This is a genomic window from Frondihabitans sp. PhB188, assembly GCF_003752365.1.
Lineage (GTDB): Bacteria > Actinomycetota > Actinomycetes > Actinomycetales > Microbacteriaceae > Frondihabitans.
The window spans coordinates 556,200-577,114 of sequence record NZ_RJUO01000002.1; the positions used below are offsets into that span (position 1 = coordinate 556,200).

The window sequence follows — 20,915 nt, forward strand, 5'->3', positions numbered from 1 at the left end:
AGCGCCGAGCGCGGAGCGCAGAGCGCGGAGCGCAGAGCGCAGAGCGCAGAGCGCTACGCGGCGACCGCCCCGCGCCGCGCCGCGCGCCGCTCCAGCCACCCGTAGATCAGGCCGTACAGCGTCGGCAGCACGATCAGCGTCAGCACGGTCGACGACACCAGGCCGCCGATCACGACGAGCGCGAGGGGCTGCGAGATGAACGAGCCGTGCCCGGTGAGACCTATCGCCAGCGGGGTGAGGGCGAAGATGGTCGCGAGCGCCGTCATCAGGATGGGCCGCAGACGCCGCGACGTTCCTTCGATCAGAGCTTCTCGCACGTTCAGGCCACGGCGGCGGTACTGGTTGACCAGATCGATGAGCACGATGGCGTTCGTGACGACGATTCCGACGAGCATCAGCACTCCGATGATGGAGGGAACGCCGAGCGGCACGTTGGCGATCAGCTGGAGCAGGATGGCGCCGGTCGCGGCGAACGGGATCGACACCAGGAGAAGCACCGGCTGCAGCAGGCTCTTGAACGCCGCGACCATGACGATGTAGACGATCAGGATGGCGATGAGGATCGCGATGAGCAGGTCGGCGAACGCCGTGCCCTGCTGCGAGGTGACGCCGCCGATCTCGGCGCTCGCGCCCTTCGGCAGGTCGACCCCGTCGAGCGCCTTGGTGACCTGCGAGTTCGCGGCGGAGAGGTCGTCGGAGGCCGGCGTGATCGTGACGGTGGCGCTCCGGACGGCGTTCTCGGTGGTGATCGAGGTCGGTCCGTCGGTCTGCGAGACCGTCGCGATCGACGACAGCGGAACCGTCCCGGTGGGGGTCGGGATCTTCACCGACTTGAGCGCCGACAGCGTCGCCGGTGCCTTCGTCGGGATCGTGTAGATGTCGACCGTCGTCGCGTCGATCTCGAGCGATCCGACCTGGAAGGGCTGCACCGCCTGCGAGACGATGCCGCCGACCTCGAGCTCGGTCAGGCCGTAGGTCGCCGCCTTCGCGCGGTCGACTTGGATGCCGATGAGCGGCTGGGCCGCCGACAGGTTGGTCGAGGCCCCGGCGGTGTCGGGCAGGCCCTTCATCGCCTTCAGCACCCGGTCGGACGCCGTGGACAGGGTGGTGGCGTCGTTGGACGTGATGTCCACCTCGATGTCGTTGCTCGATCCGAGCCCCGACGACGCCTCGACCGAGATGTCGCCGGCATCGGAGAGCGCGCCCAGCTTGTTTCGCACGGTGGCGGTCAGTGCGTCCTGGTCGGCGTTCTCGTCGGTGGTGATCTGGTAGGTCACGGTGCTGCCGCCGGTGCCGCCGAAGAACGCGGCCAGCGAGTTGCCGCTGGACCCGATGGTGAGCTGCACCGTGTCGACGGCATCGATGGAGTCGAGTGCGCTCTCGACCTTCTCCGCCTGCTTCGACTGGACGGCGAGGCTGGACGCCGCAGGGAGTTCCTGCGTCACCGTCAGGGTGTTCTGGCCGCTCGACCCGAGGAAGTTCGTCGTCAGGAGGGTCGCGGCGCCTCCCGAGCCGGCCAGGATCACGACGGCGGCGAGGATCGTCAGCCACGGGTGGCGGAGGGTGCCCAGCAGGATCGGGCGGTACGCGCGGTGCAGCCGATCGGTCGGGGCCGCATCGCTCGCCGGGGCGCGGTCGTGTTTGTGCTCCTTCGGCGGGCGCATGAACCAGTAGCCCAGCACGGGCACGATCGTCAGCGATACGAACAGCGACGCCACGAGGGCGATGACCACCGTCAGGGCGAACGGGCGGAACAGCTCGCCGGTGACGTCCTGCACGAAGGCCAGCGGCAGGAAGACCACGACGGTCGTGATGGTGGAGGCGGTGACCGCGCCCGCGACCTCGCGCACGGCCTCGGTGATCGCCTGGAGCCGCGGCACCCCCGGCACGAGGTGCCGCTTGATGTTCTCGGTCACGACGATCGAGTCGTCGACTACGCGCCCGATCGCGATCGTCAGGGCGCCGAGGGTCAGGATGTTGAGCGTGTAGTTCGAGGCGAGCAGGCCGATGAAGGTGATGAGGACGCTGGTCGGGATGCTGATCGCGGTCACGATCGTCGAACGGAACGACAGCAGGAAGATCAGGATCACGATCACCGCGAAGGCGAGCCCCAGCAGCCCCTCGGTGGAGAGGCTCTCGATCGACTGCGTGATGAACGGAGCCTGGTCGAAGACGACCTCGATCTTCACGCCGTCTGAGAGGTTCGACTCGAGCGAGGAGATCTGATCGCGGATCGTGCTCGACACGTCGACGGTGTTGGCCTCGAGGGTCTTGGTCACGGCGATCGTCAGGGCGTCCTTGCCGTTCACGCGCGAGATGGAGGTGATCGGCGAGCTGGTGAGCTTCACGGTGGCCACGTCGGCGATGTCGGTCGACTGCAGGGCGCCGGTGAGGGCGTTCTTCGCGCCGACGAGCGGGAGCTTCTGCACCTGCGCCACCGAGGTGAGCCGCTGGCCCGCCTGGATCGAGAGCGTCTTGCCGTTCTGCGTGATCTGGCCGCCCGGCACGAGAGTTCCGTTGTCGTCGAGGGCGTCCTTGATGGCGGAGATCGTCAGGCCGACCGCGGCGAGCTTCGCCTGGTCGGGCTTGATCGTCAAGCGCTGCCCGGCGTCGCCGTAGACGGACGCCTGCCGCACCCCGTCGAGCTTCTGAAGGGCAGGGACGGTGATGTTGGTCAGGTCGTCGACGAGCTTCTGCTTGTCGGCGGGGCCGCCCGTGACGGCGAGCTGCACGACCGGGAGGTCGTCGAGGCTCCCCGACACGACCTGCGTGTTCACGCTGTCGGGCAGGGTGACCGTGTCGATGGCCTGCTGGATCTTCTCCTCGGTGGCCGGGAGGTCGGTGCCGTAGTCGAACTCGGCCGAGATGTTGCTCTCGGAGGTCTGCGACGTCGCGGTCGTCGACTTGAGGCCCGGAATCACCTGGATGGCCTTCTCGATGGGCCCCGAGACGCTGTCGTTCACCACCTGGGGCGAGGCGCCCGGGTACGACGACACGATCGCGATCTGCGGGAACTGGATGTCGGGGATCAGCTCCTGCTTCAGCGACGTCAACGCGTACCCGCCGAACACCGCCACCACGATCGTGATGAGAGCGATGAGGGCCCGGTTGCGCAGGCTGAAGACCGAAAGAAGATGCACGTGCGCCTCACCCTGAGAAAGAACCGACCGGTAGCAGTTCTCTCATGCAACACCAGCCCCGCTGAGGGGCGGCTGTGGCACCGCTCCGTGAGGGTGCTGTGAGCGGCCCGAGAACTGGGGGAATACCGGCGCGGCCCGCGATGTTGACAGGCCCTCGCACAGGATTAGGCTTGCGGCTCGTGACTAACGACGTACGGTCCCCCAAGAGGTGGCTGATCGGCGAGCCGCTGTCCTCCGAGAAGCTGGAGGGTCAGCTCCTCCCCAAGCACCTGGCGCTGCCGATCTTCGCGAGCGACCCGCTCAGCTCCGTGGCGTACGCGCCGCAGGAGCTCCTCATGATCCTGCTGATCGGCGGCACGGCGTTCCTGGCCCTGGCGCCGGGTGTCGCCGCCGTGGTCGTCATCCTGCTGATCGTCGTCGTCCTGTCGTACCGCCAGCTCATCAAGGCCTATCCGTCGGGTGGCGGCGACTACGAGGTCGCCCGCAAGAACCTCGGCGAGAAGCCGGGCCTGATCGTCGCGTCCGCCCTCCTCGTCGACTACGTCATGACCGTGGCCGTGTCGGTCGCCTCAGGCGTCGACAACATCATCTCGGCCGTGCCTCAGCTCAACGAGGTCCGGGTCGAGATGGCGATCTTCTTCGTCATCCTGCTGGCCGCCGTGAACCTGCGCGGCGTCCGCGAGTCGGGCAAGGCCTTCGCTGTTCCGACCTACCTCTTCATTACCAGCGTCTTCGTGATGATCGTCGTCGCGCTGTTCCGCACGGCCACGGGCGATGCTCCGGTCGCCTCCAGCGCGCAGTACGAGGTGCACGGCGACCAGGTGGCCCACGCGGCCTTCGTGCTCCTCCTGCTCCGCGCGTTCGCCTCCGGCTGCTCCGCCCTGACCGGCGTCGAGGCCATCGCGAACGGCGTCCCGGCCTTCCGCTTCCCGAAGGTCAAGAACGCGCAGAAGACCCTCGTGCTGATGGGCGCGATCGCCATCGTGCTGTTCGCCGGACTGGTCGCCGTCGCCCTCATCTCGAAGGTGCACTACGCCGAGGCATCCTGCGATCTCATCGGGCTCAGGAACTGCGAGACCACCCCGCAGCCCAGCCTCATCTCGCAGGTCGCCGCCAGCGTGTTCGGCGGCTCGTCCGTCTTCTTCTACGTCATCCAGGCCGTCACCGCCGCCGTGCTGCTCCTCGCGGCCAACACCGCCTTCAACGGCTTCCCGCTGCTCGGCTCGATCCTGGCCCGCGACACCTACGCCCCGAAGGCCCTCAACAGCCGCGGCGACCGCCTCATCTACTCGAACGGCGTGATCGTGCTCGCGATCATCGCCAGCATGATCCTGCTGGTCTTCCGCGCCAACGTCACGCAGCTGATCCAGCTGTACATCATCGGCGTGTTCGTCTCGTTCACCCTCGGCCAGTCGGGCATGGTGCGCCACTGGCTCGGACTGCTGAAAGACCCGGCCACCGTCGACCGCGGTCAGATCAAGCGCTCGCTCACCATCAACCTCATCGGCGCGATCCTGACCTTCACCGTCCTCGTAGTGGTGACGATCACCAAGTTCACTCACGGCGCCTGGATCGTGTTCGTGATCATGCCCATCCTGTTCACCCTGATGCTCGGCGTGAACCGCTACTACCGCGACGTCGACGTCGAGGTGGAGGTCGACGAGACCACCACGTTCGGTGCGACCGGAGACCACGCGATCATCCTGGTCGGCAAGATGCAGAAGCCCGTGCTCAAGGCGATCGACTACGCCATCGCGGCGCGTCACGACTCCCTCGAGGCGATCCACGTGTCGGTCGACCCCGAGACCACCCAGGCTCTGCAGAAGCGCTGGGACGAGATGAACATCGACGTGCCGTTGATCATCATCCCGTCGCCGTACCGCGACGTCGCCGTGCCGGTGATCAAGTACATCAAGGCGCACCGCGAGGAGTTCGGGGCCGAGGTCGTCACCGTCTACACGCCGATCTACATCGTCGGCCACTGGTGGGAGTCGCTGCTGCACAACCACCGCTCGCGCCGCATCCGGCAGAAGCTCATGCTCGCGCACGGCGTCACCGTCGCGCTCGTTCCGTGGCTGCTCGACTCGTCCGAGCTGCTCTACGGTCGCCGCTCGCGCGTGTTCCCCGGCCAGGACCGCTCCGGCGAGCCGCGGCGCCCGGTCAAGCCGGTGCCCCGCACCATGCACAAGGACGCCGAGTCGGCCCGGGCCGCGCAGGCCGAGGCCGAAGCGGTCGCCCGCTCGGCGGTCGCGGTCGACGAGCGCGTACCCGCCCCGGCCGGCAAGGGCTCGTCGTCGAAGGCGCGCCGCAAGGCGGCCGCGGCGCGGTCGACGGCCCGGAACAGCGCGTCGGCGCCCTCGAAGAAGTCGCAGGACGGCGGCGGGCGCTAGTTCCTGCGCCCCTCGGGGTCGTCTCTAGCGGCGCCAGACGACCTCGGGCCGCAGGAGCCGGTGACGCGGGTCGCCCGCCGAACCCGGCTCTCCGATCAGGTCGCCCCCCGGCCGCTCGTCGAGCAGGAGCTCCAGGGCCGCCGCGGCCGCCTGTTCGAGCGGCTGCTCGACGCTGGCCAGCCCCACGGCCGACGCGACCGGAGTGTTGTCGTAGCCGACGATGGGCACCGACGACCCCAGCACCATGAGGGCTCCCAACGCCAGGGTGTCGCTTGCGCAGACGAGCCCGTCGAAGGCGGTGCCCGAGTCGACCAGAGCGCGGACGGCCTCGGAGGCGAGCCCCACCGAGTCTTCGCAGGCCAGCTCCAGGGCGTCGAGTCCGTCGACGCCAGCGGCCTCCATCGTGTCGCGCCAGCCGCGGCGGCGCTCGTCGCCGGTGCCGGAGGACGGCGGCCAGCCCAGGTAGGCGATCCGCTGGGCCCCGAGTTCGAGCACCTCGCGGGCCGCCTCGGCCAGCCCGTGGTGCCCGTCGACGTCGACCCAGCGGTGGGCGTCGTCGTAGACGTCGGCTACGCCCCACGGCCGCCCGAACGTCACGAAGTCGGCGCCGTTGGCGATCAGCCACTCGGTGCGCGGGTCGTCGTAGGTCGTCGAGGTCAGCAGGAAGCCGTCGACGTCGGCGCCGTCGAGGAGCCGCTCGAACTGGCGGATCTCGTCGTCGGGATCGCGCGCCGTGAAGAGGAGGATGCGCATGCCCCGGGTGTCGGCGCGCTCGGTCACGGCGTGCAGGAACCGGTCGAGCACCGAGCCCGAGATGCCGTTCGTCACCGGGTCGAGGCGGATGCCGATCGTGGAGCTCTTGCGGGTGCGCAGGCGCCGGGCCGAGGCGTGGGTGCGGTAGCCGAGGGCGGCGATCGCCAGCTCGACGCGCTCCCGGGTGGCCGGCTTGACGATGGCGGGCGTGTTCAGCACGTTCGAGACTGTCTGGCGCGAGACCCCGGCGGCGGCGGCGACGTCGTGGACCGTGGGCTGGCGTGTGCCGGTCATCGCACCTCCCTCCGTCGCGGGCTTCCCCGTACGTTACACGCGGCCCGGACCCGCCTTGACACCGCCGAGCCGCTCGACCTACAGTCTCTACCAGAAAGTTTGATCGTTCAAATAACGGTGCTCGTGCACCGCGCGATCCCCGGCTCCGCACTGCCGCGAAGCTTCGCCGAAGGAGACGAAATGCAAAGACGCACCCACCGCCTGCTGGCCGCAGGCGCCCTGACCGCCGTGGCCGCCCTCGGGCTGACCGCCTGCGGCTCCGGGTTCTCGAGCGGCGACGGGGCCGGCAGCGGCTCCTCCGCCGCCGCGCTCACCTCGAGCGACGATCCGCTGAGCATCCTGATCGGATCCAGCGGCTCTCACGAGACGAAGGCGGTCTCGTCGGCCGTCGCCGACTGGTCGAAGTCGAGCGGAACGAAGGCCACCGTCACGGCGGCCTCCGACCTCACTCAGCAGCTCAGCCAGGGCTTCGCCTCGGGCAAGCCCGCCGACGTCTTCTACGTGTCGACCGACCAGCTCGCCGGCTACGCCAAGAACGGCAGCCTGCTGGCCTACGGCGACCAGCTGAAGAACAAGAGCGACTTCTTCCCGACCCTCGTGAAGAGCTTCACCGTCGACGGCACCTTCTACTGCGCTCCGAAGGACTTCTCGACGCTCGGCCTCATCATCAACGAGAAGATGTGGAAGGAGGCCGGTTTCACCGACAGCGACGTCCCGACCACCTGGGACCAGCTGAAGACGGTCGCCGCCAAGCTCACCACGAGCGACCACGTCGGCCTCGCCCTCAGCCCGCAGTACGCCCGCGTCGGCGCCTTCATGGCCGAGGCCGGAGGCTCGTTCACGAACGCCGACGGCACGAAGGCCACCGTCGACTCGAACGCCAACCTCCAGGGCCTCGAGTACGTCCAGGGCCTCCTGAAGTCGGGCGACGCCAAGTTCTCGAGCGACCTCGGCACCGGCTGGGGCGGCGAGTCGTTCGGCAAGGGCCAGGCGGCCATGACCGTCGAGGGCAACTGGATCACCGGCGCGCTGTCGGCCGACTACCCCGACATCTCGTACAAGGTCGCCGAGATGCCCGCCGGTCCCTCCGGCCAGGGCACCCTCCAGTTCACGAACTGCTGGGGCATCGCGAAAGACTCCCCCAATCAGAAGGCGGCCCTCGACCTCGTCGAGAAGCTGACGTCGACCGACCAGCAGCTCACCTTCGCCAAGGACTTCGGCGTGATGCCGAGCGTCAAGTCGGCCGCCGACACCTGGAAGACGGACAACCCCGACCTGGCGCCGTTCCTCGACTCGGCCTCCTTCGCTGAGGGCGTCCCGAACCAGGCCGGCTCGGCCGACGTGGTCGCCGCCTTCGACTCGAAGATGTCCGGCCTGAAGACCGCCGATGCGAAGGCTCTGCTGGCCACCACGCAGAAGCAGTTCGCCGCGGTGCTGAGCCAGTGATGGCCGGGCAGAGCTGATGGCGGGCCGCAAGCGCCCGCCCCGGCGCCAGGGGGCCGCCGGCTGGCTGTTCGTGTCGCCGACCATCGTGGTGCTCGGCCTCTTCCTCCTCGTCCCCGTGCTGATGGCGCTGTGGGTGAGCTTCTCCGACTGGTCGGGCGTCGGCTCGCCCCTGTCATCCGGCGTGAAGTTCGTCGGCACGAAGAACTACCAGCAGCTGCTCTCGGGCGGCTCGCTGGCCGAGACGAACTTCGGCACCAGCCTCCGCAACAACGCCTGGTACGTCGTCTTCGTCGTGCCGATCCAGACCGCGGTGGCCCTGCTGCTCGCCGTGCTGGTCAACCGGCAGGTGCTCCGCGGCCGCGGGTTCTTCCGCACCGCGTTCTACTTCCCGTCGGTGACCAGCTCGGTGGCCATCACCGTGCTGTGGCTGTTCCTCTTCTCGACGACGGGCGCCGTCAACAAGGCGCTCTCGTTCATCGGGGTCCACGGACCGAACTGGTTCAACGACCCCGACGGCATCGTGCACCTCGCCCTGAGGCTGTTCGGCGTCGATCGGGGCCCGGCGGCACTGACCGGCCACACGGCGCTGGGCGTCTCGTGGTGGGACTGGTTCGCCGGCCCGAGCGTCGCGATGAGCGCGTTCATCATGATGGCCGTCTTCACCACCAGCGGCACGTTCATGCTCCTGTTCATCGCGGCGCTGCAGAACCTGAGCTCGGAGGTCCAGGAGGCCGCCATGATGGACGGCGCGAACGGCTGGCAGCGGTTCTGGCGGATCACTCTGCCGCAGCTGCGTCCGACGCTGTTCACGGTCCTGACGCTCGGCTTGATCGGCACCTGGCAAGTCTTCGACCAGATCTACACCGGCACGCGGGGCGCACCCGACAACACGACCGTCACCCCGTCGTACCTCTCGTACACGACCGCGTTCGGCAGCCAGCAGTGGGGCCAGGGCGCCGCGATCGCTTTCATCCTGTTCGTCATCATCGTCGTGCTGACGCTCGTCCAGCGCTCCGTGCTGCGGGAGCGCGCCGTCTCGAAGCGCCGCATGCGCCTCTACGACCCCGCGCGCCTGACCGGTGCCGCCGCGACGACCGCGAAGGAGACCTCCCGATGACCTCGACACCCCTCGCCGACCGGATCGGCACCGGTGCGCCAGAGCCAGACTCGAAGGCGCCACCGCCCGCCCGCGCCGGCCGCCACCGCGCCCTGATGCCCGCCAGCATCGTGCTGTACGTCGCGCTGATCGCGATCGCGGTGATCTATGTCCTCCCCTTCCTGATCAACGTCGTCACCGCGTTCAAGACCGAGCCCGACGCGACGGCGAACCCGCTGGCCCTCCCGGTCAACTGGACGACGGCGGCCTTCCACACGCTGTTCACGAACAGCGACTTCCCGACCTGGGTGAAGAACTCGTTCATCGTCGCGGTGTTCGTGACGGCCGGGCGCGTGTTCTTCGACTCGCTCGCCGGCTACGCGCTGGCCAGGCTCGACTTCCGCGGCCGGAACGTCGTCTTCGCCCTGCTCGTCGCGGTCATGGCGGTGCCGAGCGTGGTCCTGATGATCCCGAAGTTCCTCGTGTTGAACCAGTTCGGCATGTACGACTCGTACGCCGGCATGATCATCCCGCTGCTCGTCGACGCGGCCGGCGTCTTCATCATGAAGAACTTCTTCGAGTCGATCCCGCGGTCCGTCGAAGAGCAGGCGTCCATCGACGGCGCCGGCACCTTCCGCGTGTTCTGGTCGATCGTGCTCCCGATGGCGAGACCCGCCCTCGTGACGATCATCATCCTGTCGTTCCAGGGCTCCTGGAACGAGCTGCCGCACTTCATCATCTCGACCCAGTCGCCCGGCCTGACCACCCTCACCAAGGGCGTCGCGAGCCTCGCGTCCGGCCAGCTGTCGAGCGGCAACCAGTACCCGATCAAGCTCGCCGCGGCCGCGATCATGACCATCCCGGTGGCCGTGCTGTTCTTCGTCTTCCAGAAGCGCATCATGAACTCCAGCGACGGGGCGGTGAAGGAGTGACGGCTCAGGCCCCGACGATCCTCGCCACGTGCGGCGGCCTCGTGCCCGGGGAGTGGAGCGAGAGCCGCTACGGGCCCCTGCTGGTCGAGGCTCTGAGGCTGGCGCGAGTTCCTGCCACCAGAAGGCCCCGGGTGCTGCACGTGAACACCGCCGGCGGCGACCAGCGTTCCCTGGAGGGGCAGGAACTCGAAGCCGCTCGCATCGCGGGCGCCGACGCGGAGCACCTGCGGTTCTTCCCGCACCCGAACGCGCCGTCGCTCGAAGCCGCCGTGGCGGGCGCCGACGTCGTCTGGGTCTCGGGCGGCAGCGTCGTGAACCTGCTGGCCGTGTGGCGGACGCACGGGTTCGACTCGGTGCTGCGCGACGCGTGGCGCCGCGGCGTCGTCCTCGCCGGAGGCTCGGCCGGCGGGCTGTGCTGGCACACCGGCGGCGTCACCACCTCGTTCGGGCCGACCGCCTTGGCCGTCGCCGACGGGCTCGGCCTCGTGCCCGGATCGCTGGCCGTGCACTACGACTCCGATGCCAGCCGCCGCCCGGCCTACGAGGCCGCGGTCGCCGGGGGCCTGCTCGCGCCGGGCCTCGCCCTCGACGAGGGCACCGGCGTCGTCTACCGCGACGACGGCGACGGCCCCGTGCTCGTCGACATCATTACCGAACGGGCCGACGGCCGAGTCCACCGCGTCGAGCCCGGCGGCTCGACCCCGCTCGACGCCCGCCTGCTGCCCGGCATCTCCCCGACTTCCGACTCGTAAGGAGCCGACCCATGACCGACACCCTCACCGAAACCCGCCTGCAGCCGTTCCTCGACGCCGAGACCGTGGTGCTTCGCGCCCCCTCGCAGGCGTGGTCGGATGCCGCAGGCTCCATGGGCGCGGCCGCGATCCACGGCGTCTACCTGGGCGACGTCCGGCTCATCTCGGGGCTGTCGCTGACCGTGAACGGCGTCTCGCCCGAGCACATCGCGACGGTGCCGCTCGGCGCCTCGGCCGTGCGCTTCGAGGGGCTCCTGCGCCAGCTCGACGACCCGGGGGCCGACCCTGACGTCCGCGTGAGCTCGCTCCGCGTCGCGCACACGGCCGGCATCCACGAGCGCATCACCCTCACCTCCCGCCTCGACCGGGCGCTCGCCGTCGAGGTCCGCGTGCGTCTCGCCCCGGACGCCACCGCCCTGGAGGACGTCAAGGCGGGCTCCTCCGGCCCTAGCGCGCCGACCGTCCACGTCTCGGCGACGTCCGCCACCTGGGCGACCGAGGCGGCGAGCGTCCGCCTCGACCTGCGGGGTGCCTCCGCGGCCGCCGCGCCAGACGGGCTCGAGCTCGTCTGGAGCGCGACCGTGCCCGCGCGCGGCGAGACCACCGTCGGCTTCGACCTCCACGCCGACGTCGCCGCCGCCGTCGTGGCCGGCGTCTCCGCCCCCGCCCGGTGGGCCGCCCTCGACCCGCGTCCCGCCGACGACCGCCTGGCTCGCTGGCTCGACCGCGCCCTCGACGACCTCGAGGCCCTGCGCCTCACCACCGTCGCCGAGCCCGACCACGTCTTCCTCGCCGCCGGCGCGCCGTGGTTCTTCACCCTGTTCGGCCGCGACTCGCTCTGGGCCGCGCGCTTTCTGCTCCCAGTCGACGACGGGCTCCTGATCGCCCGCGGCACCTTGCGCGTGCTCGCCGGCCTGCAGGGCACCGAGCGGGTCGCCGAGACGGCCGAGCAGCCGGGCAAGATCATGCACGAGCTCCGGTCGCAGACCCTCACCCTGCCCGGCGAGGGCATCAGCCTGCCGCCGCTCTACTTCGGGACGGTCGACGCGACCGCCCTCTGGATCTGCCTGCTGCACGACGCCTGGACCCGGGGCCTTCCCGACGACGAGGTCCGCGCGCTTCTGCCGCACCTCGAAGCCGCTCTCGCGTGGATGCGCGACTACGGCGACAGCGACGGAGACGGCCTCCTCGAGTACGTCGACGAGACCGGCCACGGCCTCTCGAACCAGGGCTGGAAGGACTCCGGCGACAGCGTCCAGTGGCGCGACGGCACCCTCGCCACCGGCCCGATCGCCCTGGTCGAAGTGCAGGCGTACGCCTACGAGGCCGCGAACCACGGCGCAGAGCTGCTCGACCGGCTCGGCGGCGACGGCGCGCCCTGGCGCGAGTGGGCGGCCCGGCTCAGGGAGCGCTTCCACGCCTCGTTCTGGATCTCCGACCCCGACGGCGACTACCTCGCCATCGCGCTCGACGCCGACAAGCGCCCCGTCGACACCGTCACGAGCAACCTCGGCCACGTTCTCGGCACCGGCCTGCTCGACCCCGCGCAGGCGGCGCTCGTCGCCCGCCGTCTGGTCTCGCCCGAGATGTCGAGCGGCTTCGGCCTGCGCACGATGTCGACCGGTTCCGCCGGCTACTGGCCGCTCAGCTACCACGGCGGCAGCGTCTGGACCCACGACACCGCCATCGCCATCTCCGGCCTCGCGCGCGACGGCTTCACCGCCGAGGCCGCCTCGCTCGCCGAGGGCCTGCTCGCCGCAGCACCGGCCTTCGACTTCCGGATGCCCGAGCTCCACTCCGGCGACTCCGCGCGCGAGATCCCGCGCCCCGTGCCGTACCCGGCGGCGTGCCGCCCGCAGGCCTGGTCGGCGGCGGCGGCCGTGACGGTGTGGTCGGCCCTCGGCGGGGAGCCGGCACCGCGGCTCTGAGTCGGCCCCTGAGCGTGGCAGGCCGCCTACTCGGCGAGCGCCTCCGCCTCGGCAAGCAGCGCCGACAGGTGCGCGCGCGAGATCGCGGCCGACGACGACAGCTTGGTCGAGCCGAGCCCGGACGCGTTGAGTTGCAGCCCCTCGTGCGCTGGCAGCTCGGCCGCCCGCCAGATCAGCAGCGTGACGTACTTCGGGTAGGCCTTGAAGCCCGCGACCGGCGTCTTGCCGATCATCCAGACCGGGTGGCCGTGCCAGAGCGTTCCCTCGGCGCGCACGAGCGACGTGTCGAGCACGTCGCGGAGCACCGAGCCCACGTCGGCCAGCTCGGGCGGCTGCGCATCGAGGTAGGCGGAGACCTTCGCGTCCGACGTCATGGTGTTCCCTTCTCGCGGGTGTGTGCCGATGCTAGCCGCAGACCCGGCCTGCCGGCGGTGCCCGCCGCCGCCCCGCCGCCGACGCGCCCCTACCGCGCGCTCAGCGCCAGCAGGATCTGCCTCGCCGTGACGCGCCCCGCCCGGTTCGCCCCGATCGTCGACGCCTGCGGGCCGTACCCGGCGAAGTAGACGCGCGGATCGAGCGCTGAGACGCCGCGCTCGACCGCGACGCCGCCCTGCTCGCTGCGCAGCTTCAGCGCCGAGAGGTGCCGCAGCTCGGGCCGGAAGCCGGTCGCCCAGAGGATCGCATCGGCCTTCTGGAAGCTCCCGTCGGCCCAGCGCACCCCGTCGGGCTCGATCGACGCGAACATCGGCTTCTCGACGAGCACGCCGCGGTCGATGCCCGCGCGGTGCCGGCGGCTCAGGGGGACGCCCGTGCCGCTCACGATGCTGGGCAGCGCCAGGCCCCGCTTCGCCGCGTCGTCCTGCTCGGCGACGGCCGACAGCCCCATCTCGATACCGAGCTCCCGCTGGTCGAACCACTCGACCGGGCGACGCGTCACCCAGGTCGTCGGCACGTCGGCCTTTTCGAGCTCGAGCAGGAACCCGATCGCGCTGGTGCCTCCACCGACGACCACGACGTCCTGTCCGCGGAAGTCACCCGCATCGGTGTAGTCGACCGTCGTCAGCTGCCGCCCGCGGAAGGTCGCGCTGCCCGGGTAGTGCGGACGGAAGGGCGAGCCCCAGGTGCCGGTCGCGTTGACCAGGATCTCGGTCGTGACCGTTCCCTCGGTCTCGCCGGTCGTGTCGAGCACGTGCACGGCGAGCCGCCCGTCACCGGCCTCGTCGACCCGCCGAACGTCGAGGGGGCGGAGCACCTGGAGGTCGTAGTAGCGCTCGTACCGGTCGTAGTAGTCCGAGACGATGTCGCGCGCCGGAGCCGTGCGGTCAGCGGTCTCGAAGCTGATTCCCAGATCGGCCATCCCGGGGAGGTCGTTGACCTTGTGGGCGGTGCCGAGGCGCAGCGCCCGCCACCGGAACTGCCAGGCCCCGCCGGTGCTCGGCCCGCGGTCCACGACGACGAAGTCGCTGCCCGGCGCAAGGCCGAACCGTCGCAGGTAGTAGGCGACGGAAAGTCCGGCCTGACCGGCCCCGATGATCACGACTCGAGTACGAGCGGCGTTCCCGGAGGTTCCCGCGTCGACAGCCATGCTCCCCATTCTGGTGGCACTCCGGGTCTGAGTCCTACCGCTCGGGCACATGCTAAGGTTGCGGTTAGTTTTGCACCATTTACCTGTCGGTAGTTCCCGCGCCCCGTCGGCGAAACGAGCTCCAGTGTTTCTCCTGGAGACGTATCGCCGAGGCGGCGAACGGGGCCAGAATCACGAGGGGGTCTCGCATGGGGCGCGGCCGTCAAAAAGCTAAGCACACCAAGGTTGCCCGCGAGTTGAAGTACTTCAGCCCGGACACCAATTATGGCGCGCTCGAAAAAGAGCTGTCTACGCCGCACGACGACGATCAGTACGTCGACAAGTGGGCTGACGACGACGAAGACGAGACCGGCGAAGACGACCAGTACGTCGACACCTACGCCGACGACTACGACGCCGAGCAGAGCCCGCAGCACAAGTCGGCCTAGCGCCAGCACTGTGCTGCGGTCGGCGTCGCCGTAAGCAGTCGCCACCTCAGCGCGCTCACGTGCAGTAGCGGCTTCACGCACGAACGGGCCGCCTCCCTTACGGAGGCGGCCCTCGTCGTCGTTCCTCAGCCGACGGCTACTGGTGGAACAGCGCCGTTATCGCGGGCATGAGCGCCAGGGCGACGACGAGCAACCCGCCTGCTGCGGTGAACGCGGCGGTGGCACGGCCGCCGGTGATCGCGGTGAACGGCTCGGCGGGAATCTCGTCGGGCACCTCGACGGTGCGGACAAAGACCTCGTGAGCGACGACGGTGACGGTACGCGTGTAAGCCATTTCAGGGCCCCTTGTGTAGACGGCCCTTTCGGGAGGGCCTGCCGCTCCTCGTTGAGCGGCCCTCACATGGTACGTCCGACACGCCCGTTTTGTCCCGCCTAATGCGGACAAATCCTGTGACCTCGGCGTCCCCCGTTGTCGGGGCCCTGCCAGGCCGGCGTCACCTGTCGTTAACCTCGCAGGAACTCGGGGTGGTCACGAAGCGAAGGAGCCCACGAGCCGGACGGCCCCGCCGTCGACGCCCTTCGCACCCTGCTCGAACCCGGCCAGGTCTCGGGTCGCCATCGACACGCCGCCGACCTGCCAGGTACGGATTCCCTCGGCCTCGAGCAGCGCGGCGACGGCGGCTGCCGCCGCGGGTGAGACGACGGCGATCATGCCGATGCCGAGGTTCCAGGTGCCTTCGCTCGACTCGAGCGTGGCGCCCGCGATGTCGCTGAGCACGCGGAACACCGGCGCCGGCGACCAGGAGGCCCGGTCGACCTCGGTCCAGGAGCCGACAGGCAGCACGCGGGCGAGGTTGGCGGCGATCCCGCCGCCGGTGACGTGGCTGAGGGCGTGGACGCCGCCGGCCACGGCCGGGTCGTCGAGGACCTTCAGCAGCGGCGACGTGTACAGGCGCGTCGGCTCGAGCAGCGCCTCGCCGATCAGGCCGCCGAGGTCGGCGTTCGCGTCGGTGTAGCCGAGGTCGGCCGAGCGGAGGATGTGACGCACGAGCGAGAAGCCGTTGGAGTGCAGGCCGGACGACTCGAGGGCGAGGACCACGTCGCCGTCCTGCACGAGGTGCGGCCCGAGCTGCGCGTCGGCCTCCACCGCTCCCACCGCGGCTCCCGCGACGTCGTAGTCGTCGGGGCCCAGCAGGCCGGGGTGCTCCGCGGTCTCGCCTCCGACGAGGGCCGTGCCCGTCGCCGAGCAGCCGCGCGCGATGCCGGCGACGATGTCGGCAATGCGCGAGGGCACCACCTTGCCGCAGGCGATGTAGTCGGTCATGAACAGCGGGCGGGCGCCCACCACGACGATGTCGTCGACGACCATGCCCACGAGGTCCTGGCCGATGGTGTCGTGCTTGTCGAGGGCCTGCGCAATGGCGACCTTCGTGCCCACGCCGTCCGTGCTGGTGGCGAGCAGAGGGCGGTCGTACCGCTTCAGGAAGGACGCGTCGAACAGCCCCGCGAACCCGCCGACACCGCCGAGCACGTTAGTCGTGTGAGTGGCCGACACAGCCGCCTTCATCAACTCGACGGCGAGGTCGCCGGCGGCCGTGTCGACACCGGCGGCGGCATAGGAGCTGGAGCTGCTGTTGGTCAATTCTTCATCCAATGGCTGTCATGGCAGACTGTGTGGGTAAGCCCAACTCTACGGTCTGGAGCCAGCTCGCCATGTGCGGCATCGTCGGTCTCGTCGCGCACGAGCCAGCCAACCAACTCGTCTACGACTCGCTTCTCCTCCTTCAGCACCGCGGTCAGGATTCCACCGGAATCGCGACCGCCGAGGGCAGCGTCTTCCACTCCCACAAGACCCGCGGTCAGGTGCGCGAGGGCTTCCGCACCCGTGACATGCGCGCTCTGCTGGGCACGATGGGCATCGGCCACGTCCGCTACGCCACCAAGGGCGCCGCGTCGAACGAGCAGGAGGCGCAGCCGTTCTACGTGAACGCTCCGTACGGCATCGTCCTCATCCACAACGGCAACCTCACGAACACGCGCGAGCTCACCAGCGAGCTGTTCCACATCGACCGTCGCCACCTCAACACGAACAGCGACACCGAGCTCCTCGTCAACGTGCTCGCGCATGAGCTGCAGGAGCAGGTCAACGGGCACGACCTCGACCCCGAGCAGATCTTCGCCGCGGTCACCCGCGTGCACGACCGCGTCCAGGGCTCCTACGCCGCGATCGCCATGATCGCCGGCCATGGGCTCCTCGCCTTCCGCGACCCGTTCGGCATCCGTCCGCTGATCATGGGCCGCCGATTCGCCGACAACGGCAAGGAGGAGTGGATCGTCGCCTCCGAGAGCCTCGTGCTCGAGTCGGGCGGCTACGAGATCATCCGCGACGTCGCACCCGGCGAGGCCGTCTTCATCTCGCTCGACGGCGAGATGGTCTCGAAGCAGTGCCATGCGGCCCCGCGCCTCATCCCCTGCTCGTTCGAGTACGTCTACCTCGCGCGCCCCGACTCCGTGATGAACGGCATCTCGGTGTACGACGCCCGCCTCCGCCTCGGCGACCGCCTGGCCGACACCATCGCGAAGTACGCCCCGACCGGCGACATCGACGTGGTCATGCCGATCCCCGACTCGTCGCGCCCCGCCGCATCGCAGGTCGCTCAGAAGCTCGGCATCGAGTACCGCGAGGGCTTCTACAAGAACCGCTACGTCGGCCGCACCTTCATCATGCCGGGGCAGGCCGAGCGCAAGCGCTCGGTGCGCCAGAAGCTCAACGCCATGGGCTCGGAGTTCAAGGGCAAGAACATCCTCATCGTCGACGACTCGATCGTGCGCGGCACCACGTCGCGCGAGATCGTCGAGATGGCCCGCGCCGCCGGCGCCAACGAGGTCACGTTCACCTCGGCTGCTCCCCCGGTGCGCTTCCCCCACGTGTACGGCATCAACATGCCGACCCGCCAGGAGCTCATCGCGCACGGCCGCAAGATCCCCGAGATCGCTCAGGTGCTCGGCGCCGACCACATGATCTACCAGGAGGTCGAAGACATGCGCTCCGCCATCACCGAGGGCTCGAGCGTCACCGACCTGGAGATGAGCTGCTTCACCGGCGACTACGTGACCGGCAGCGTCACCCCCGAGTACCTGGCCTGGGTCGAGGCGAACCAGCTCAGCTGAGCGGGCGGCCACCCCAGTCCGGGCGGCACCTGCGCTTTCACCCACCGCACGAGGTGCCTGCCCGCTTAGGCTGAACGGCATGTCCGACGCGCCCCCACCCGATCCGGCGACCCGCCTGGTCGAGCCCCGCCGCGGCGACGGCACTCCCGCGCTCAGCATCCGCGGACTCTGGAAGCGGTTCGGCGACAAGATCGCCGTGCAGGGCCTCGACCTCGAGGTGCCCTCCGGCTCGTTCTACGGGCTGGTCGGCCCGAACGGCGCCGGAAAGACGACCACCCTCTCGATGGCGACCGGGCTCCTCCGCCCCGACGCCGGTGAGCTCCGCATCCTGGGCGTCGACGTCTGGGCGGATCCGACGGCGGCCAAGCGCCTCGTCGGCGTCCTGAGCGACGGCATCGCCCTCTTCGACCGGCTCAGCGGCGAGCAGCTCATCACGTACCACGGCCTCCTCAACGGCATGGACCGCGACACCGTCACCGCCCGCACGCACGACCTCCTCGAGCTGCTCGACATGCGGGAGGCCGCCGGCAAGCTCGTCGTCGACTACTCCGCCGGCATGACCAAGAAGATCGCTCTCGCCACCGCCCTCATCCACGCGCCCCGCCTGCTCGTGCTCGACGAGCCGTTCGAGTCGGTCGACCCGGTGTCGGCAGCGAACATCCGCGACATCCTGCACGGCTACGTCGAATCGGGCGGCACCGTGATCGTGTCGAGCCACGCGATGGACATGGTCCAGCGCATGTGCGACCACGTCGCCGTCATCGCCGACGGCCGCGTGCTCGCCTCCGGAACGATCGACGAGGTGCGCTCGGGCCGCGACCTCGAAGACGTCTTCGTCGACCTCGTCGGCGGCCGCCACCACACGAGAGGGCCCGAGTGGTTGCGCACCTCCTGAGGCTGCGGCTGCTCGTGATGCGGAACACCCTCTCGCGCAGCCCGTGGCAGCTGGTGGCCGTCATCATCGGCGCCGTCTACGGCATCGGCATCCTCGTGCTGGCGTTCATCGGGCTGACTCTGCTGGGTTCTGCTCCGGTGGAGCTCGCCCGGACGATCGTCGTCCTCGCCGGGGCGGCGACCGTGCTCGGGTGGGCGGTCGTCCCCCTGCTCACGTCGGGCATCGACCAGACGCTGAGCGTCGCGCGGCTCCGGGTGTTCCCGATCGCGCCGTCGCGCCTGGTGCTCGCCCTCGCGGTCTGCGGCGTGCTCGGGATCCCCGGCGCCGTCACCCTCCTGGCCGGCGTCTTCACGGCGGCGACCTGGTGGCGCAGCCCCGGCATCGCCCTCGCCGCAGTCGTCACCGCGGCCATCGCCGTGCTCACCTGCGTCTGCGCGTCGCGCATGATCGAGTCGCTCAACGCCGGACTCTCGTCGCACCGGCGGTACCGCGAGATCTCGGGAATCCTGGTGCTGGTGCCGCTCCTGCTGCTCGGCCCGCTCATCACCGTCCTGACGGCGGGCATCCGCGGTGCGGCCGACGCCCTGCCGAAGCTGGCTGATGGCCTGAGCTGGTCGCCGCTCGGCGCCGCCTGGTCGGTGCCGTCCGACCTCGCGCTCGGCCACTACGGCGAGGCCGGCCTCAAGTTCCTGATCGCAGTCGCGACGCTGGCCGTGATCGTCCTGATCTGGCGGCGCACGCTCGCGACGGCCCTCGTGACGACGGTCCAGCCCGAGACGAAGACGGCCGAAGCCGGCCACATCGGCCTGTTCGGCTGGTTCCCCGCGTCTCCGACCGGAGCCGTCGCCGCTCGATCGCTCACCTACTGGACCCGCGATCCGCGCTACAGCCGTCAGCTCATCCTGATCCCGATCTTCCCGATCCTGCTCTACGTGAACAGCCGCACCCTCGACCTGCCGAGCCTCGTGACGGCGGCCGGGCCGGTCGTGGCGTTCCTCGTGTCGCTCTCGATCTTCAGCGACCTGTCGTACGACTCGACGGCGTTCGCCGCCCACCTGTCGGCGCGGGTGACCGGCCGGGCCGACCGCACCGGCCGGGTCGCCGCCGTGGCCGTGTTCGCCGTGCCCGTCGTGGCCGGGATCACGGTGGGGTCGGCGGCGGTCGCGAGTTCCTGGGCCGCTCTCCCCGCCCTGCTCGGACTCTCGCTCGGAATCCTGTTGAGCGGTCTCGGCCTCTCGAGCCTCTCGAGCAGCAGGATCATCCTGCCGGTGCCCGCCCCCGGCGACAGCCCGTTCGCCGCGAAGACCGGCGCCGGCTTCACGACATCGGTCACGACGTTCGCCACCTGGGGCATCCTCGCCGCCCTGTCACTCCCCGAGATCGTGCTCGCCGTCGTCGCGGGCGTCGTCGGTAGCGCCCTCCTCGGCTGGATCACCCTCGTCGTCGGCCTCGGCCTCGGTGCCGTCGTGCTCTCCGCCGGCATCCGCCTCGGCGGGCGCGAGATCGAGCGCTCGGGGCCGGAGCTGCTCGCGCGGCTGCGGGTGCCGCGGTAGCCGCCGAGGGTGACGGCCCCGCCGAATCGGCACGATCCCGCCGGCGCGACGGCGGGCTCGAGCCGATCCGGAGGGGGCGGCGTCACGACACCCGCGCTACCATGCGGAATGCGCAGGAGAGTGAAGATCGGCGGCATCGCGGCCATCGCCGTGGCAGGCCTGCTCGCGTCGCGGTCGATGACGCCGACGTCCGACACCTCCGCGCCCGACGGCTCGGCACCGACCCAGCTGCCCCGTGCCACGCCGTTTCCCATCGGGCTCCGGCTCGAGTCGCGCGACGACATGACGCAGCTGACCCCGGTGAGGTGGTTCACCCCCGAGGCTTTCTCGCCGACGACGATCCGCGTCGCGTTCTGGACCGGAGTACCCCAGGCCTACGGCGTCAACGCCCGCGTGTTCGAGTCGGCGACGGAGGTCCGGATCGAGCTTCACCAGGGGATCATCCCCGGGGCTCCGGAGTGGGTGACGCAGCAGGGCCTCCGCGCCACGGTGGTCGTCGGGCTCGACGCCCCGCTCGGCGACCGCACCCTCACCGGCCAGGACGGCTAGACC

At 70.1% G+C, this 20,915-nt stretch carries 17 protein-coding genes; 11 read left to right on the forward strand and 6 right to left on the reverse strand.

Going from position 1 to position 20,915, the window contains the following annotated elements:
• Positions 1–53: 53 nt before the first annotated feature.
• Positions 54–3,140 carry an efflux RND transporter permease subunit gene (locus EDF46_RS07490; protein ID WP_123505641.1) on the reverse strand — a complete coding sequence of 1,029 codons (3,087 nt, stop codon included), beginning with the start codon at positions 3,138–3,140 and terminating at the stop codon, positions 54–56.
• Between the two features lie 140 nt (positions 3,141–3,280).
• Between EDF46_RS07490 and EDF46_RS07495 the strand changes: the two genes are divergently transcribed.
• The gene (locus tag EDF46_RS07495; RefSeq protein ID WP_199738228.1) at positions 3,281–5,530 is read left to right on the forward strand and encodes an APC family permease; all 2,250 of its coding nucleotides are present in this window, start codon (positions 3,281–3,283) and stop codon (positions 5,528–5,530) included.
• Between the two features lie 24 nt (positions 5,531–5,554).
• Here the strand turns inward: EDF46_RS07495 and EDF46_RS07500 are convergent, their stop codons facing one another.
• Positions 5,555–6,577: a LacI family DNA-binding transcriptional regulator gene (locus EDF46_RS07500; RefSeq protein ID WP_123505642.1), complete on the reverse strand. Its 1,023-nt coding sequence runs from the start codon at positions 6,575–6,577 to the stop codon at positions 5,555–5,557.
• 180 nt (positions 6,578–6,757) lie between these two features.
• Between EDF46_RS07500 and EDF46_RS07505 the strand changes: the two genes are divergently transcribed.
• Genes EDF46_RS07505 through EDF46_RS07525 form a run of 5 tightly spaced genes read left to right on the forward strand, consistent with a single transcriptional unit; the run spans position 6,758 to position 12,731 of the window.
• The gene (locus EDF46_RS07505) at positions 6,758–8,023 is read left to right on the forward strand and encodes an extracellular solute-binding protein (protein ID WP_123505925.1); all 1,266 of its coding nucleotides are present in this window, start codon (positions 6,758–6,760) and stop codon (positions 8,021–8,023) included.
• A gap of 16 nt (positions 8,024–8,039) precedes the next feature.
• The gene (locus EDF46_RS07510) at positions 8,040–9,140 is read left to right on the forward strand and encodes a carbohydrate ABC transporter permease (protein ID WP_123505643.1); all 1,101 of its coding nucleotides are present in this window, start codon (positions 8,040–8,042) and stop codon (positions 9,138–9,140) included.
• Positions 9,137–10,051, forward strand: a complete 915-nt coding sequence (locus tag EDF46_RS07515) for a carbohydrate ABC transporter permease (RefSeq protein WP_123505644.1) — start codon at positions 9,137–9,139, stop codon at positions 10,049–10,051. Before EDF46_RS07510 ends, EDF46_RS07515 begins: the two co-directional genes overlap by 4 nt.
• Positions 10,048–10,803: a Type 1 glutamine amidotransferase-like domain-containing protein gene (locus tag EDF46_RS07520; RefSeq protein ID WP_123505645.1), complete on the forward strand. Its 756-nt coding sequence runs from the start codon at positions 10,048–10,050 to the stop codon at positions 10,801–10,803. The genes EDF46_RS07515 and EDF46_RS07520 overlap by 4 nt, the downstream gene beginning before the upstream one ends.
• Positions 10,804–10,814: 11 nt before the next feature.
• The gene (locus EDF46_RS07525) at positions 10,815–12,731 is read left to right on the forward strand and encodes a glycogen debranching N-terminal domain-containing protein (RefSeq protein WP_123505646.1); all 1,917 of its coding nucleotides are present in this window, start codon (positions 10,815–10,817) and stop codon (positions 12,729–12,731) included.
• A gap of 26 nt (positions 12,732–12,757) precedes the next feature.
• Here the strand turns inward: EDF46_RS07525 and EDF46_RS07530 are convergent, their stop codons facing one another.
• The gene (locus EDF46_RS07530; protein ID WP_123505647.1) at positions 12,758–13,105 is read right to left on the reverse strand and encodes a DUF1801 domain-containing protein; all 348 of its coding nucleotides are present in this window, start codon (positions 13,103–13,105) and stop codon (positions 12,758–12,760) included.
• Between the two features lie 89 nt (positions 13,106–13,194).
• A complete protein-coding gene (locus EDF46_RS07535; protein WP_123505648.1) occupies positions 13,195–14,316 on the reverse strand; it encodes an NAD(P)-binding domain-containing protein in 1,122 nt (373 codons plus the stop codon).
• Positions 14,317–14,504: 188 nt separating this feature from the next.
• On the opposite strand from EDF46_RS07535, the gene EDF46_RS07540 reads away from it, so the two are divergent.
• Complete coding sequence (locus EDF46_RS07540; protein WP_123505649.1) at positions 14,505–14,744, forward strand: DUF3073 domain-containing protein; 240 nt, start codon at positions 14,505–14,507, stop codon at positions 14,742–14,744.
• Between the two features lie 136 nt (positions 14,745–14,880).
• Here EDF46_RS07540 and EDF46_RS07545 read toward each other — a convergent pair whose 3' ends face one another.
• Both EDF46_RS07545 and purM read right to left on the reverse strand, forming a co-directional pair.
• Positions 14,881–15,078, reverse strand: a complete 198-nt coding sequence (locus EDF46_RS07545; protein ID WP_123505650.1) for a hypothetical protein — start codon at positions 15,076–15,078, stop codon at positions 14,881–14,883.
• A 195-nt stretch (positions 15,079–15,273) separates the two neighbouring features.
• Entirely contained in the window at positions 15,274–16,386 is a 1,113-nt protein-coding gene (purM, locus tag EDF46_RS07550) for a phosphoribosylformylglycinamidine cyclo-ligase (protein WP_123505651.1), read from the reverse strand.
• A 71-nt stretch (positions 16,387–16,457) separates the two neighbouring features.
• Here purM and purF point away from each other — a divergent pair, with 71 nt between their 5' ends.
• The 4 genes from purF (at position 16,458) to EDF46_RS07570 (ending at position 20,912) form a co-directional block, all read left to right on the forward strand.
• Positions 16,458–17,915 carry an amidophosphoribosyltransferase gene (purF, locus tag EDF46_RS07555; RefSeq protein ID WP_123505652.1) on the forward strand — a complete coding sequence of 486 codons (1,458 nt, stop codon included), beginning with the start codon at positions 16,458–16,460 and terminating at the stop codon, positions 17,913–17,915.
• Between the two features lie 79 nt (positions 17,916–17,994).
• Positions 17,995–18,810, forward strand: coding sequence for an ABC transporter ATP-binding protein (locus EDF46_RS07560; RefSeq protein WP_123505653.1), 816 nt, complete (start codon positions 17,995–17,997; stop codon positions 18,808–18,810).
• Positions 18,792–20,363 carry a transporter gene (locus EDF46_RS07565; RefSeq protein WP_123505654.1) on the forward strand — a complete coding sequence of 524 codons (1,572 nt, stop codon included), beginning with the start codon at positions 18,792–18,794 and terminating at the stop codon, positions 20,361–20,363. Before EDF46_RS07560 ends, EDF46_RS07565 begins: the two co-directional genes overlap by 19 nt.
• A gap of 108 nt (positions 20,364–20,471) precedes the next feature.
• Positions 20,472–20,912, forward strand: a complete 441-nt coding sequence (locus EDF46_RS07570; RefSeq protein ID WP_148061164.1) for a hypothetical protein — start codon at positions 20,472–20,474, stop codon at positions 20,910–20,912.
• Positions 20,913–20,915: the final 3 nt, after the last annotated feature.

Excerpts from the sequence above, each read along its gene's own strand:
- EDF46_RS07495 (WP_199738228.1), top strand. The coding sequence starts at position 3,281 with ATGTTGACAGGCCCTCGCACAGGATTAGGCTTGCGGCTCGTGACTAAC.
- EDF46_RS07500 (WP_123505642.1), bottom strand. The coding sequence starts at position 6,577 with ATGACCGGCACACGCCAGCCCACGGTCCACGACGTCGCCGCCGCCGCC.
- EDF46_RS07505 (WP_123505925.1), top strand. The coding sequence starts at position 6,758 with ATGCAAAGACGCACCCACCGCCTGCTGGCCGCAGGCGCCCTGACCGCC.
- EDF46_RS07510 (WP_123505643.1), top strand. The coding sequence starts at position 8,040 with ATGGCGGGCCGCAAGCGCCCGCCCCGGCGCCAGGGGGCCGCCGGCTGG.
- EDF46_RS07515 (WP_123505644.1), top strand. The coding sequence starts at position 9,137 with ATGACCTCGACACCCCTCGCCGACCGGATCGGCACCGGTGCGCCAGAG.
- EDF46_RS07525 (WP_123505646.1), top strand. The coding sequence starts at position 10,815 with ATGACCGACACCCTCACCGAAACCCGCCTGCAGCCGTTCCTCGACGCC.
- EDF46_RS07530 (WP_123505647.1), bottom strand. The coding sequence starts at position 13,105 with ATGACGTCGGACGCGAAGGTCTCCGCCTACCTCGATGCGCAGCCGCCC.
- EDF46_RS07535 (WP_123505648.1), bottom strand. The coding sequence starts at position 14,316 with ATGGCTGTCGACGCGGGAACCTCCGGGAACGCCGCTCGTACTCGAGTC.
- EDF46_RS07540 (WP_123505649.1), top strand. The coding sequence starts at position 14,505 with ATGGGGCGCGGCCGTCAAAAAGCTAAGCACACCAAGGTTGCCCGCGAG.
- EDF46_RS07545 (WP_123505650.1), bottom strand. The coding sequence starts at position 15,078 with ATGGCTTACACGCGTACCGTCACCGTCGTCGCTCACGAGGTCTTTGTC.
- purF (WP_123505652.1), top strand. The coding sequence starts at position 16,458 with ATGTGCGGCATCGTCGGTCTCGTCGCGCACGAGCCAGCCAACCAACTC.
- EDF46_RS07560 (WP_123505653.1), top strand. The coding sequence starts at position 17,995 with ATGTCCGACGCGCCCCCACCCGATCCGGCGACCCGCCTGGTCGAGCCC.
- EDF46_RS07570 (WP_148061164.1), top strand. The coding sequence starts at position 20,472 with ATGCGCAGGAGAGTGAAGATCGGCGGCATCGCGGCCATCGCCGTGGCA.